Annotated in this window: 10 protein-coding genes; all 10 read left to right on the plus strand. The window is 50.4% G+C overall.

Going from position 1 to position 14,989, the window contains the following annotated elements:
• Nucleotides 1–24: 24 nt before the first annotated feature.
• The 10 genes from LDO05_RS08765 (at nt 25) to LDO05_RS08810 (ending at nt 14,932) form a co-directional block, all read left to right on the plus strand.
• Entirely contained in the window at nt 25–657 is a 633-nt protein-coding gene (locus LDO05_RS08765; protein ID WP_251378450.1) for a GerMN domain-containing protein, read from the plus strand.
• A gap of 80 nt (nt 658–737) precedes the next feature.
• Nucleotides 738–3,470 (plus strand): S-layer homology domain-containing protein, encoded by a 2,733-nt coding sequence (locus tag LDO05_RS08770; RefSeq protein ID WP_251378451.1) that lies wholly within the window; start codon nt 738–740, stop codon nt 3,468–3,470.
• A gap of 78 nt (nt 3,471–3,548) precedes the next feature.
• Nucleotides 3,549–4,229, plus strand: a complete 681-nt coding sequence (gene nth, locus LDO05_RS08775) for an endonuclease III (protein WP_251378452.1) — start codon at nt 3,549–3,551, stop codon at nt 4,227–4,229.
• Between the two features lie 25 nt (nt 4,230–4,254).
• Complete coding sequence (locus LDO05_RS08780) at nt 4,255–4,536, plus strand: NAD/NADP transhydrogenase alpha subunit (protein WP_251378453.1); 282 nt, start codon at nt 4,255–4,257, stop codon at nt 4,534–4,536.
• Nucleotides 4,537–4,724: 188 nt separating this feature from the next.
• A complete protein-coding gene (locus LDO05_RS08785; RefSeq protein WP_251378454.1) occupies nt 4,725–8,351 on the plus strand; it encodes a dynamin family protein in 3,627 nt (1,208 codons plus the stop codon).
• A gap of 342 nt (nt 8,352–8,693) precedes the next feature.
• A complete protein-coding gene (purT, locus tag LDO05_RS08790) occupies nt 8,694–9,875 on the plus strand; it encodes a formate-dependent phosphoribosylglycinamide formyltransferase (RefSeq protein WP_251378455.1) in 1,182 nt (393 codons plus the stop codon).
• Entirely contained in the window at nt 9,872–10,327 is a 456-nt protein-coding gene (locus LDO05_RS08795) for a GNAT family N-acetyltransferase (RefSeq protein ID WP_251378456.1), read from the plus strand. The genes purT and LDO05_RS08795 overlap by 4 nt, the downstream gene beginning before the upstream one ends.
• A 188-nt stretch (nt 10,328–10,515) precedes the next feature.
• Complete coding sequence (locus LDO05_RS08800) at nt 10,516–12,174, plus strand: response regulator (protein ID WP_251378457.1); 1,659 nt, start codon at nt 10,516–10,518, stop codon at nt 12,172–12,174.
• On the plus strand, nt 12,171–13,955 hold the full coding sequence (locus tag LDO05_RS08805) for a sensor histidine kinase (protein ID WP_251378458.1): 1,785 nt from the start codon (nt 12,171–12,173) through the stop codon (nt 13,953–13,955). The genes LDO05_RS08800 and LDO05_RS08805 overlap by 4 nt, the downstream gene beginning before the upstream one ends.
• On the plus strand, nt 13,952–14,932 hold the full coding sequence (locus tag LDO05_RS08810) for a substrate-binding domain-containing protein (protein WP_251378459.1): 981 nt from the start codon (nt 13,952–13,954) through the stop codon (nt 14,930–14,932). The genes LDO05_RS08805 and LDO05_RS08810 overlap by 4 nt, the downstream gene beginning before the upstream one ends.
• Nucleotides 14,933–14,989: the final 57 nt, after the last annotated feature.

Raw genomic sequence — 14,989 nt, forward strand, 5'->3', positions numbered from 1 at the left:
GTTTCCTGAAAGGAGGAAGCGAAAGTGACAAGAAAAATCTGGATCACTGCGCTGTTGGTAGTAGTTGTAGGCATAAGCGCAGGCTGTGGGCAGAAGCCGCAGACAGCGGCTGCCCCGGACCCAGCTCCGAAGAACTCATCGACTGCTGGCAATACCGATAATTCCCTGAATTCTTTTAACGCTGCAGGAACTTCGAACACCTCAACTGGAGGAGCTGAGCAGCAGGGAACAGCTCAAGGTACAGTCGATTCGGCGGATCCGAAGCCAGAAACCTTGACCATCGATGCTTATTATACGGATGATCAAATGCTTGAGCTGAAGAAGGTTCAGAAAGAGATCAAGCCGGAGAGCGGTCAGGACAAATACGGAGCTGCCTTGAAGTCACTTCAGAGCAGTGGGGACAGCAAGCTGTACCCGCTGTGGGAGAAAGTGAATTTCAAGTCAGCAAGCCTCCAAGACGGAATGTTGACCGTGGATATTCACCTTCCGGACGAAGCGAGACTTGGAGCAGGCGGTGAATCCCTGGCTCTGGATGCGCTTAAGAAGACAGTCTTTCAATTTGATGAAGTGAAAAGCCTGGAGCTGCTGATCGATGGGCAGAAGACAGATACTCTAATGGGCCATGTCGAACTGACACACCCACTGACGAGAGAATAGGAACTGGAAAAGGAATATGACTGCTGTATGTCGAAATCTGAATACAGCAGTCCATTTTTTTTGTTAAAGGGGAGAATTTCATGTCTAACAAAAGAAGCCGTAAACATCAATCTCGTAAAGCAGTGTCCACCATGCTTGTTACTGCTATGTGCCTAAGCGGTGGAGCTGCTGCATTTGCGGATACAACCACAACGGCTGCCACAACAACAACTTCGGTTCAATCAACAGGAACAGCTTCGATCTTCAGTGACGTAGCCAATGGCTATTGGGCTGAGAAGCATATCTATAAACTCGCATCCCAAGGCATAATTCTTGGAGACAAGGGAAGATTTCGTCCTGGGGACAGCATTACCCAAGAAGAAGCGGTCACACTTGCCTTGAGGTTCATGAACCTGGACAGCAAGCTTCCTGCTGCACCTGTAGTTCCAGATCAGCTGAAGACCGGCAACTATTTCAAACCCTATGTCGCGCTTGCTATTCAGCACGAGTTGATTGACCAGACTGAAGAATTGGCAACCACTGGAGCCAAAGAAACATGGGGCACCAAGAAGGCATCCCGGGAATGGATCGCCAAAATTATCGTGCGTGCACTGGGCAAAGAAGCGGATGCTAAAGCAGCAGCATCGAAAGCTACTGCATTTGCGGACAATGCCAAGATCTCTGCAGGGGCAAGGGGATTCGTAACCGTCGCGGTGGATCTTGGCCTTACCAAAGGAGTGGATGCGAACAGATTCGATCCGCGAGGTGTCGTGACCCGGGCACAGATTGCAACGTTCTTCAGCCGCGCTCAAGCTTATCTGAATCCAGCATATGCCGGCGTCTATGAGGGCGTTATCTCGGAGCTTACAGATTCCAAGCTGACTTTGTATATGAACGGGAAGACGCGCAGCTTTGTGCTTGATAACCGCAGCGTATTCTTCACAAGTGATTCAGAGACCAAGAAAGCGAAGAGCGATCTGAAGCCATACACTAAAGTAACTGTGATTGACAAGGCGGGCTCCGCAGCTTATGTGGAGGTAACGGATCCGAAGCAGCAGGTGGATAGCGCCGAAGGAACTTTTGCCAAGATTACCGGGGATAATACCATTTGGCTTAGTACGGCCAGCGGATATACTTCATATGGTTATGACGCGGGAACCCAGTTCATTGACCAGAATGGTAAAGTCATCACAGCTGCGGCATTGACTGCTGACAGCACGATTGAAATTCAGCGTGAAACCTACTCGCCTGACAAGAAGACGGTCATGGTCAAAGTTAAGTCAGGACTTGTAAACAAGAGTGGGACCGGAACGATTCAAGCCGTTGATCTGAACAGTAAGACCTTGACCGTTAAAGATGCTGCCGGAGGTGTTGAACAGTATAAGGTGGATGACAGTACGATTGTCCGTTATCAAAGTCAGATTATCAGCCTTTCCGAGCTCAAGCCGAATTCGGCTGTGAAGTATACAGTGAAGAACAATGTCTTCACAAGCCTTGAGGTAACTCAGAGCGTTGAGCGAACAGTTAGGGGCATGCTGGTAGATGTTAATGGAACGAGCAAGCTGGTTACATACAAAAGCTCGGGAGGCTCGCTCGAGGCTAAGTTTTTAGCTGATAAGCCGACTATTCTTGTTGACGGAATTGCCGACGCAGGATTGTCAGATCTGATTGCTGATCCTAGCGCAGGTGATCAGGTGGAGATCACCCTGGACGCTCAGGAGAAAGTTACCCGGATTCAAGTGCTGGGCCGTCAGTCCGAGCTGCTTAATGATCTGAACGTGGTCTCTTATGACAGTAAATATAAGGCGCTTACGGTCATTAATGCACAGAATAAGCTTGAAGTGTACAAGCTGGATGACAAGACAAAGCTCGATTATAATACTACCCAGCCTACGCTGTCTGGAGCGGAATATCTGCTGACCAAGGATCGTAAAATCAGCATCACTCATATTGGCAACCGCGTATTGGCTCTGCAAATTGTCTATAAGTACGAGGGAACTTATGTATCAGCTAATACATCAGCCAAGACGGTGACAATTCAGCTATCAGGCGGAAAATTGCTGACTTTGTTCTACACAGGATCAATTCCGCCAATTGAAATGTATGGAATTGCCAATCCGTCAGTGCTGGATATCAAGGCGGGCAGCAGCGTGGTTGCTCTTCTTACGCCAGGGCAGGACGCTGTGCAGACCCTGGCTGTGAAGACACCGGTCCAATTTGAAGTGGTATCGGTAGATCCGTACAATAACCGGATCCGGGTCAAATCCAAAGGAGTAACGGATGAGTTCTACGTGGACAAGGCGGTTCTTCTTGGTGAAAATGGCCAGTCCATTAAGCTTGCGGATCTAACCGCAGGGCAATTTATCAATGTGGTGTTTCATGGCAGAACAGCGGTGTCTGTGCAGGCTGTGAAGCAGGAACTGGGTAAAGTTCTGAGCAGTGACGGGACATCTGTTACGGTGAAGAATTACACAGGAGGGACTACTTCTTATTCCGTCGCAAGCGGTGTTAAGGTAGTCAGAAATGGGGTCGTGAGCACGGGCTCAAGCACACTCACCGCATCTGATCATGTTGAGGTACGTAAGGATGAGAGCGGCCAGCTGGTGTTCACCGTTCTGAATTCTATTGTGCGTCCATTCAATTACTATAATGCTTCTACCAAAGAAGTGTATGTGAAACATGACTTTAACGATAACAATTATCGGTTCGTAATCACTTTGGAAACATATGTTCATCAAGGCGACACCACTTTAACCGTGCAATCCCTCAAAGAAAATGATAATATTGTATTATATTTCAACAATGACAAGCTGGTTGAGATCGAAAAACAATAAGTCATTTTCCAGAGATTGACCGTCCTGATACGGGCTTCAGTCCCGTATCAGGACTTTTTTTTGCCGGGAGGAATGCACATGAAGGCGGCCAGCGTCCGACACATACTGGACAGTATCGGAGCCATGTTTCCGGATGCACACTGTGAACTAAGCCACAGCAACGCCTTTGAACTGACGATTGCCGTGCTTCTGTCAGCACAATGTACAGATGCTACGGTCAATAAGGTGACGGCAGATTTATTCCAGAAGTACCGCACTCCGCTTGATTATGTATCTGTTCCGATTGAAGAATTGGAGCAGGATATCCGCAGGATTGGTCTCTACCGGAATAAAGCGAAGCACATCCATAATCTGTGCCGGATTCTGATCGAACAGTATGGTGGAGAGATTCCTTCAGAGCATGACCAGCTTGTACTGCTGCCTGGTGTAGGCAGGAAGACGGCTAATGTCGTGGTCTCTAACGCATTCGGGGTTCCTGCGATTGCGGTGGATACCCACGTGGAGCGTGTTAGCAAGCGGCTCGGGCTTGCGGGCTGGAAAGATTCTGTCTTAGAGGTCGAGAAGAAGCTGATGAAGCAGGTGCCGAGGGATGAATGGACTCTGACCCATCACAGACTGATTTTCTTCGGACGGTATCACTGCAAGGCGCAGTCCCCGAACTGCCAGGTATGCCCACTCCTTGATGTGTGCCGGGAAGGCAAAAAGCGTATGAAAACTGCGCAGCTTAGAGAAGATAGAGAGAGCAAAACCAAAAAATGATATTGATAGTAGAGGATGAGATTACATGAAATGTATTTCCGTGTACACAGACAATTTCGAGCTTTTCTCGGATATGTTCGAACAAGTGATTGAGATTAATCTGAATGAAAATGACGAGCGTGAGCTTGAAGGAATTACAATCAGTGACTCAGGTGAGGTTCCTGAGCATTACTTGGAGCGTATGGCCAAGAAACCGGAAGTGGTTGTAATGAAGGACAAGAACAGAGGAATTACGATTCTTCAGCATGGCAAAGTATTCGAAATCCTGATTCCTTCAGACGAAAGCGAAGTCGTCACAGCCGGCTAATAGGTTGGCAGACTGACGGAACAACTTCATCATGGAACGACCAGAAATGAAACCGAAGTTTTTCGGTTTTATTTTTTTTGCCTGAGGACGGCTTCCAAGCGCTGATCTCGAATGATAAAATAAACATATTTATATATTCAAGATCGACAGAGAACCTAGAAGAATGCGGTCAGGAGAGAGGCTTTCAAATGAAAACGTTATCAGAACAGAATGAGCTCACGATAGAGCAGTTACTTCATAGCTTGAGAACCTATCTGAGTGAGGAGGGCAATCACAGAGCCGTCAGCGATATAGATGAGCTGGGTCACAAACGGGAGTCCGGAGAGCTTACGATTGCCTTTTGCGGACACTTTTCTGCAGGAAAGTCGAGTCTGATCAACACCCTGTGCGGCAAAAGAGTGCTGCCAGCAAGCCCGCTGCCCACCAGTGCCAATGTTGTTATGATTCGTAATGGCGCACCTAAGGTGATGCTCACAAAAGCTGGTGAGGAAGAGCCGGTACTCGCACCTCTGGAGCAATTAGAAGAATACTGCCGCAATGGGGAGGAATATACAAGGATTGCGGTATGGGATCAAATCCCACTGCTCGGGAACCAAGGCGTGCTTCTGGATACCCCGGGCGTAGATTCAAATGACGCTGGCCATGCGCTTGCGACCGAATCGGCGCTTCATTTAGCGGATGTGGTGTTCTATGTAATGGACTATAACCATGTGCAGTCTGAGACCAATTTGTCCTTTGCCAAGAGTCTATCGGACTGGGGCAAGCCGGTGTATCTAGTCGTTAATCAGATCGATAAGCATCGGGATCAGGAGCTCAGCTTCGACAGCTATCGACGCAGTGTGGAGCAGGCCTTTGAAGTATGGCAGGTGAAGCCGGCGGGTATTTTTTATTTATCCCTGAAACAGCAGGATCATCCACATACGATGCTTCCCGAGTTAGAGAGGATTCTTGCCGAATTGATAGAGCATAGGGAAGGCCTGCTCGAGTATTCGTTGTCCTGCTCTGCGTTCCACACCGCCGAGGCTCATCTGAAGCAGTGGGTCCAGGCGGAAGAGCCGGAGCGCGAACGGTTACTCCATGAGCTGGGTGGGGAAGAAGAGGCAGCGCGGGTAGAGAACGAGATGGAAGTCCTGCGGCAGCAGGCGGAGGAGAATGAGACTCTTCCTTCCAGGCTTCAAGCGGAGCTGGCTGCCGAGCTGGACAAGCTGCTTGGCAGCGCCCAGCTGATGACGCCGCCGATCCGGGAGGCGGCGCAGCTCTATCTGGAGAGCAGAAATCCGGGCTTCAAGATAGGCTTCGTGTTCACGGCAGGCAAGACGGAAGCCGAGAAGCAGCGTCGGCAGGATGAGCTGTACCTGAAGCTGACGGAGCAGGTCTCGGCCCAGGTGGATTGGCACGTCCGGGACTTATTACGGAAGCTTGGGCAATCGCAGAACCTGTGGTTCGCCGGGTGGGAGGCCAGATTGGATGAGGAGCTGCCGAAGCCAAGTCTTGATTGGATCTCCGGCCCGGTCAAGGCCGGAGCCACGGTATCCGGCGAGTCAACGCTGCACTATGCAGCGGATGTCAAAGCCGGCATTACGGCGGCGTACCGCAGGGCCGCCATAGGTCTTGCTGCCGAGCTGCTGGCGGGCCTGGCCCCGCAGCAGGAGGCCATCCGCGGCGAGCTTGCGCAGCGCCGCGAGCTGCTCCAGACGCGCGCGAATCTTGCCGCGCGTCTGGAGGCCCTTGACCGCGGCGCCGCAGCACGCGCCGCGCACTTGCGGGCGCTGCTGGGCGCGCCCGCAGCCCTCACCCCCGGCGTACTGCCGGAGGTGAGGGAACCCGCTGCGCCGCCGCAGACGCAGGCGGCGCAGGAGGCGCCCGCAGCCGCAGCTGTGCAGGCGGCAGCTCCCGCGGTGCCCGCAGCCGCGCCGATCCGGCGGCGGCTGGACGAAGCGGCCGCGCTGCTGGAAGGCGCGGCCGGGGCGCTTGCGCCGCACCCCGCCTTCGCGGCGGGGGTGCGTGCGCTGACCGCGCGCGCCGGCGAGCTGCGCCGCGGGCGGTTCACAGTCGCGCTGTTCGGAGCCTTCAGCGCGGGCAAATCATCGTTCGCGAATGCCCTGCTGGGGCACCGCGTACTGCCAGTGTCGCCGCATCCGACCACAGCGGCGATCAACCGCATCCTGGCACCGGAGGGAGATTATGCACACGGCACAGCCGTAGTGATGCTGAAGACTCCGGAGGCGATGCGGGAGGACTTGGCCTACTCCTTCAGCGTGCTTCAGCTCGGAGACTGGAAGGAGCAGTCCTGGCTGGAGGTGGTCAGGAAGCTGAAAGTGAAGGATATTCCAGCCTCTGGCCGATCTCATTACAGCTTCTTGCAGGCGGCAGCTATGGGCTGGGCTTCCTATGAAGGCAATCTTGGGACAAGTCTAACTGTGGATATAGTCGAATTCTCGGCTTTCGTGGCTGAAGAGGCAAGAGCCTGCTTTGTAGCCGGGATTGATTTGTACTACAGCTGCCCGCTGACAGAGCAGGGGATTGTTCTGGTGGATACCCCCGGTGCGGATTCTATCCATGCCCGGCATACCGGTGTCACCTTTCAATATATGAAAAATTCAGATGCTTTATTGTACGTCACGTACTACAATCATGCGTTCTCACGCGCCGATCGGCAGTTCCTAGCTCAGCTAGGACGGGTAAAAGGCAGCTTTGCCCTCGATAAGATGTTCTTCATTGTTAATGCGTCAGATCTGGCGTCCTCTTCAGAGGAATTGCAGGAGGTTGTATCTCATGTGGATACAAGTCTTCGTACTGCGGGGATTGAACGCCCGCAGATTTATCCCGTGTCCAGCCTGAATGCGCTGGATGCCAAGCTTAGAGGCAATCAGGACCTGCTGTCCGCTTCCGGCTTCGAGGTATTTGAAGGCGCCTTTGATTCTTTTATAGGAAATGATCTCAGCGGTCTGGCTGCAAGCTCGGCTGCTGACGATCTTCATCAGAGTGTGCTTCGCGTTCAGCAGAGGCTTTCTGCATTATCACAATCCGGTCTTGACCGGGAGCGGATTCTCCTACATCTGGATCAGGAGCGTTCGAATTATGAGGAGGCACTCCAAGAACTGAAGAAGCTGGACCTGAGCAGTGAAATTATACAGGAGGCAAATGAGCTTTTATTCCATGTTCGGCAGCGTCTGCGTCTGGCTTCCATGGATCTCTACCGTGAATTCTTCCATCCCTCCCTGCTGCAAGAGGACGGAGGGGATCTGAAGAAGAAATTCGCTGTATCCCTGCATGATTGGACTGCCCAGCTGTCTGGTGAGCTGGAACGTGAGCTTCAGGCTACATCCTTGAGGCTGGAGAACAAGGTGGATAGTTTGGTGAAGAGAGAGTGCGTCAGTTGGGCTGAGCAAGCTGGACAGCGTGAGCTTGGACCGCTATTGTATGCCAAGGATCTTGAACCTTGGACCACTCCGGTGATCGGAGAAGGATTGCTTACAGGGAAGCTGGATTGGCGGCCTTACTGGAACTTTTTCAAGAACCCGAAATATTTCTTCGAAGGCGCAGGAAGAGAGGCGCTGCGGGCCGCTCTCGAGTCTCCACTGGAGGAGCTGGTCAAAGCTGCTGTGGATAAGATACAGGGCGAGTATGCTCAATACTACTGTGATGGGGCGAGACTCAGGAAGGAAAGCGCAAGTGACCATTATATGAATTTGTGGCTGGAATGGGAAAAGGAAATACGCGAAATTGACGGCTCCGGCGAGGAGACAGCAGCGCTTGAAGAACTCCAAAGAAGCCTGATCACAACCGAACAACAGCTTCGGCGGATCTACTGAGCAGATAGAGGATGGTTCGGCCCGGTTCGAATGGACTGAATCTCTCCCGGGTTATGTCAATATGGGAGGACCGGATTCCAGTGAATGGCCATGCCTGCCAGACGGGCAGGGAACCGTGACCAGCTTATGAAGCAATAGGGAATTTACCGTGAGTTAATAGAAGGGTATTTCAGATTTTTGTAACTAATTGTCGGAAATGAGTGAATTTTTAGTGGAGCACTCTTGCATTCTGGACGAGAAACCCGGAAAATAGATAAGAAGAAACTACTTATCGAATTGGATGATTAAGCAGATTTTACACTGACTTAATGGATCCATATTAATTAGGGGGATTTCAGACGAATGTGGGGTGCTCCTTTTTCTGATCATGCCAGAACAATGCTCCTGCTTGGCAGCGGAGAGCTAGGCAAAGAGGTCATCATTGAAGCCCAAAGATTAGGTGTCAGAACTGTAGCTGTCGATCGGTACGAACATGCGCCGGCTATGCAGGTTGCGCATGAGTCTCATGTCATTGACATGTTGGATGCTGAGGCACTGAAGAATCTGATTCGTCAAGTCAAGCCGGATATCATTGTGCCTGAGATTGAAGCTATTGCTACTTCGGCTCTGCTGGAACTGGAAGAAGAAGGATACCATGTAGTTCCAACCGCCCGTGCTGCCCGCCTTACCATGGACCGAGAGGGAATCCGGCGGCTTGCAGCCGAGGAGCTTGGCATACCAACGGCGGCTTACAGGTTCGCGGACAGTCTGGACAGCCTTATAGAAGCCGTGAAGGAGATAGGCACACCTTGTGTGGTCAAACCGCTGATGAGTTCCTCAGGCAAGGGGCAGACCGTATGCCGGACACCGGAAGATGCTGAAGCCAGCTGGAATGCGGCGCTTGAAGGGGCACGTGCGAAGGGGGCGGCGGTGATTGTCGAAGCTTTTGTCAAATTCGACAGCGAAATCACACTGCTTACCGTTCGAAGTGCTTCCGGTACGACTTTTTGTCCGCCCATCGGCCATATTCAACAGGACGGCGATTACATTGAATCCTGGCAGCCTCATTACATAAGCAGTCAGGCCCTCCAAGAGGCACAGGATATTGCACGCTCCATTACAGACTCGCTTGGCGGATATGGATTGTTCGGGGTGGAGCTGTTCATTACAGAGCAGGGCGTTCTGTTCAGTGAGGTGTCTCCCCGTCCGCATGATACCGGCATGGTTACCATGGTTACACAGGACCTATCTGAATTTGCTCTGCACGTTAGGGCTATTCTCGGGTTCCCGATACCTTCGGTGCATGTGCTGACTCCGGGCGCTTCAGCTACACTGAAGGCTGACCGGGAAGGCTTGTCTTTTAAGATTAGTGGGGTCCATGAAGCACTTGAAATTCCTCGAACACAAATTAGATTATTCGGTAAGCCGCTCAGTAAGCCGGGGCGTCGGATGGCAGTAGCACTCAGTGCACATGAAGATGTGGAGACTGCGCGCATCCATGCCAAAAAGGCGGCAAGTCTATTAAAGGTGGAATGGGCTGAATGAGTAATCAGGTATGTGCTCCGGCACTCTTAATCCGCAAATGTTCACGTGAAGATGCGAAGGAGATTACGTCTCTGATGAGACAGCTTCGTTATCCCACGACGGTAAGCGTAATGGAAGAGAGGCTTACCGCACTTGAGAATCATCCGCATTATCGTAATTTTGTAGCAGAACTTGACGGTGAAGTGGTAGGTACCGTCAGCCTTAAGCAGCTGCAGACCCATGAAATGGAGCAGCCCGTTACACGTATTACCGCACTTGTTGTGGATGAGCATCACAGAGGCAAAGGCATTGGAAAGAGACTGATTCATGAAGTTGAGTCCTGGGGTAAGCGAAAGGGCAGTCAGGAGCTTTTCCTGTCCACCGGGGATGATGAACGTATAGAAGCCAAACCGTTCTACGAACGGATGGGGTTCGAATGCTCGGGATACCGGCTTTACAAAACATTGGAATAGTAACCATTTCATCCGTCATCCCTAAGGGATGATTTTTTTTGTCTCCGGATTACATGCCAATATCTGATCGTGAGAAATTCATTGAGGGTTTAAAAGTAAACGGTTACAATGATTGTGCATCTTAATAATTTACGGGGTTGCACAAAGTTTATTTTAGAGGCTCATACCCTAATTCAAGGAGGGTAATCGTGTATAAATTAATTTTAGTCGATGATGAGTCAGATGTAAGAGAAGGGCTGCTGACTGAAATCGATTGGCATGCATTAGGCTTTACCGTGGCGGATACGGCCGAGAATGGTCGCGAGGCTGCGGAGATGATTGAGAAGCATCAGCCCGATATTGTAGTTACGGATATTCAGATGCCTTTTATGAACGGGCTTCAGCTGTCCGAGTGGATCAGGGAGAACTACCCGGCGACTCGAATCATCATTTTGACAGGGTACGATGAATTTGAATACGCCCAGAAAGCGATCCGGCTGCAAATTGATGAATACGTCCTTAAGCCATTTTCCTCCCAGGAAATTATCCAGATTCTGCTTAAAGTTAAGGGGAACATGGATGAAGAGGTTGCCCAGAAAGAGAACATCCATCTATTGACCGAGCACTATCGGCGGAATCTCCCTGTGCTGCAAAGTATCTTTTTGTCTTCACTGGTAACTCGCAGACTTCCCAGGAATGAAATCCATGACAAACTGCAGTCTTACTCATTAAGCCTGGAAGGCGGCAAATATATGGTCTCGGTGATCAGGCTGGATCCCAAAGCTCATGATGAGAGGACAGAGGTCACCAATCCAGAGTCAGAAGGGCCCCATACGATAAACGAAGCCTTCGATCATGATCTGGAGTTGTTCGCTGTGCTGAATATCACATCGGAAATTGCAGGGAAGTATGAGAAGGGCCATGCTTTTATTCACCATGATGAGGTCGTGGTACTGAGTATTAGTAATAAGAGCGATCCGGAATCGCTAAGCCAGTCAACACTCAGCATGCTGGAGGAGATCCGGCATAGTATGGAGCGGTACTTGAAGCGGACCATTACGCTTGGGGCAGGAAGTGTACAAGACAGTCTCGAAAGGCTGTATATGTCTTATAAAGATGCGGTACAGGCACTTGATTACCGGTTGCTGTATGGCGGGAACAAGGTGATCTGGATCGAGGATATGGAGAATCGGACCTTGGAGCCGTTCACCTTTAGCGATTTCAACGAGCAGGAGCTTGTCCGATGTCTGAAGGTTGGCACAGAGCAGGAGATCAGTATGCTGATGGATCAGCTGTTCGACCGGATTACGGATAGTAAAATCTCATATCAGGAATTTCAAATTTATTTGCTGGAGATGCTGACAGCTGCAGTGAAGGTGGCGAAGGAGATCCAGGTGGACCTGGATCGGCTGTTAGAGAACAGGGTAACCGGACTCGGAGAGATCACGAAGTTCTCACACGCTGGGGAGGCCAAAGCATGGTTCAGAGCTCTCTGTCTGAAGTTAAGGAACTCGATTGCCTCGGACCGGGAATCCAGCTATAACCGCCTTGTGATGGATGCAAAGGAATATATCCGGCAGCACTACCGGGAAAGCGAGATATCGATCAACAAGGTGTGTGAACATTTGCATATCAGCACAGGTTATTTCAGTGCCATCTTCAAGAAGGAGGTCAAAATGACCTTTGTGAATTATCTTCTCGGTATAAGAATGGAAGCGGCACAGGAACTGCTTCGGAATACGGAGTTAAAAGCATTTGAGATTGCCGAACAGGTAGGCTTTGCTGACCCGAATTACTTCAGCTTCTGCTTCCGCAAGAAGTTCGGAATCTCACCAAAAGAATATCGAGGCGGAGCCAAGGTGCAATGAAACTGTGGAAGACTTTATTTCAGCGGCTTGGAAGATTTCACTACAAGAAAATCCAGGTCATGATTACCTTATCGTTCATGTTAGTTACGATAATCACCGTGCTGCTGGTCAGTGTTATGCTGTACAACAAATTCTCCAAATCCTCGGAGGAGAACACATACCTGAATATAGGCCAGATTATTGATCAGGTGAACCTTAATCTGGAATTCTACGTCTCGGGTATGAAGGATATTTTTGAGCTGGTAGAGGATCGTGTCGGTAGCGCTCCGAAGTTAATGGGGCAGCTGGAGAGCCAATTGGGAACAATCCTTAATACCCGTGAAGACCTCGTATCCATTGCCTTGTTCACCAAGGACGGAGAACTGGTACTTAACACGCCAAGCGCCGGGATGCGTTCCAATTCCAGATTGACTAGACAGGGTTGGTTCGAAGCTGCCCAGGAGCATCCGGGACTTCTTCAATTCTCCGCGCCTCATATTCAAAATGTATTCAAGTCTCCTTACCGCTGGGTAGTCACTATGAGTAAGGAGATCAGCTATCAGGATCGGGGAATGAAGAGAAAAGGAATTCTTGCTGTGGACATCAACTTCCGTACTATTGATGAACTAAGTAAGCGGGTAAGCCTCGGCAAGAAAGGTTACGTCTATATCATTGATAGTCTTGGTAACATGGTCTATCATCCGCAGCAGCAGCTAATCTACGCCGGACTTAAATATGAGAATCTGGAGCCCGTGCTGAATTACTCCTTCGGCAGCTATGCGGATGCTTCCACGGGGGAAGACCGGATAATAACCATCAAGACTGTACACCCAACCGGCTGGAGGGTCGTGGGTGTGACCTACACGGACGAGATTATGACGACAAAGAAGGACATTAATGCGTTCATGCTGTGGTTTCTGTTCGTAATGCTGGGGATTGTTCTGCTTGTGTCTGTATTTGTCTCTTATCGTATCGCCAAGCCTCTGCGCAATCTGGAGAGGTCAGTGAAGAAGGTGGAGGATGGCGACTTCGGCACGATTATCGATGTAAGCGGAGCTTATGAGGTGGAGCAGCTCTCCAAGAGATTCAATCTTATGATCCGTAGAATCAGAGAGCTTATGGATCAGATTATATTGGAGCAGGAAGCGAAGCGAAAGGGGGAGCTTGAGGTTCTACAGGCTCAAATTAACCCTCACTTTCTGTACAACACACTGAATTCCGTCATAAGAATGGCGGAAGCGGGCCGAAAGGAAGAGGTGGTTACGACCATCACCTCCTTATCCAAGTTCTTCCGGATCAGTCTTAGCAAGGGCAACAACATTATCCCGGTACTTGATGAACTGGAGCATGTGCGAAATTATCTGATTATCCAGAAAATCCGTTTTAAGAATAAGTTTCAGTATGAAATTGAGGCTCAGGACGAGGCATTGAACTGTATGACGCTTAAGCTTATTCTGCAGCCGCTGGTAGAGAATGCGATTCACCACGGCATTGAGATGATGGTAGATGAGGGCTTTATTGGCATTTACACCTGGACCCAGGACGAAACTCTCTTCATCCGGGTGACCGACAATGGCATGGGGATGTCAGAGGAGGTACTTAAAGGGATATTATCTGGACGAGCCAGGCAGGGAAGCGGATCTGGCGTGGGAGTGAGGAATGTGCATGAACGTATCTCTCTGTACTATGGCAAGTCATATGGGTTGACTTTTGAGAGTGAGCTGGAAGAAGGAACGTCAGTAACCGCAAGGCTTCCTGTAGTCACCAGAGCAGATGGCTGGAACCATGGAGGACAATCATGAAGATCAGGCAGCTTGTTGTTCGGTTAGGCGTAATGATGATTTTGTTTATTTCAGCTGGATCGTGCTCCTTGCCTACAAGTTTCCGGGCTGAAGAAGAGTCCGTGACCCGGGTGAGCATGATTGTCAAAATGGATCACGGTGACTACTGGAAGACCATTAAGATGGGCGCAGAGGTGGCTGCCAAGGAGTATAACGTTAAGCTGGATTTCTTGGCACCAGCTAATGAGAATGACTTCAAAGGACAGATCGGTCTGATGAAGCAATCCATCCGGAACGAGACAGATGCCATTATACTATCGGCCAGTGATTATATGGCTTTGGCTCAGGTCACTGATCAGGCGTCCTATCATGGGATACCCGTACTCTCTATGGATGCGGAAGTCGCTTCCGCCAAAGTAAAGTCCTATATCGGAGCGAATAACTACGAAGCTGGGCAGAAGGCGGCTGAGCGTCTTGTGCAGCTTACCGGAACCGAGGGTGAGATTGGCATTGTCAATTTCGTGAAGGGAGCCCGGAATGCAGACGAGAGAGAAGAGGGCTTCATGGACTATATTGCCCGTTTTCCCGGCCTCAAGATCGCGGATGTGGAATACTGCGGGTCTGATGAGAGGCTGGCGGAGATGCTGACCCGGACCATGATTCACAATTTTCCTGATATTAAGGGTATAGTCGCATTAAATGCCGAGGCCTCAATAGGTGCCGGCAAGGCCATTGACGAACTGGGCTACGGAGGCAGAATCAAGTTCATTGCTTTCGATAATCCCCCTGAAATGCTGGAGAAGCTCCAGGAAGGAACGGTAGACGCTATGGTCGTTCAGAATCCGTACAGTAACGGTTATCTTGCCGTGGCTTCAGCAGTACAGCTGGCTGAGGGCAAGAGCATTTCAGAACGTTTTGATACAGGAACGAAACTGATTGATCTGGACAACATGCTGTGGCCGGATAATCAGAAGCTATTATTCCCCTTTATCAAATAGCTGTCCTCTTGACCCAAGTAATAGATCCGCTTGTCTATGGGTAAATTATGTTATATG

Source organism: Paenibacillus sp. YPG26 (assembly GCF_023704175.1).
Taxonomy (GTDB): domain Bacteria; phylum Bacillota; class Bacilli; order Paenibacillales; family Paenibacillaceae; genus Fontibacillus.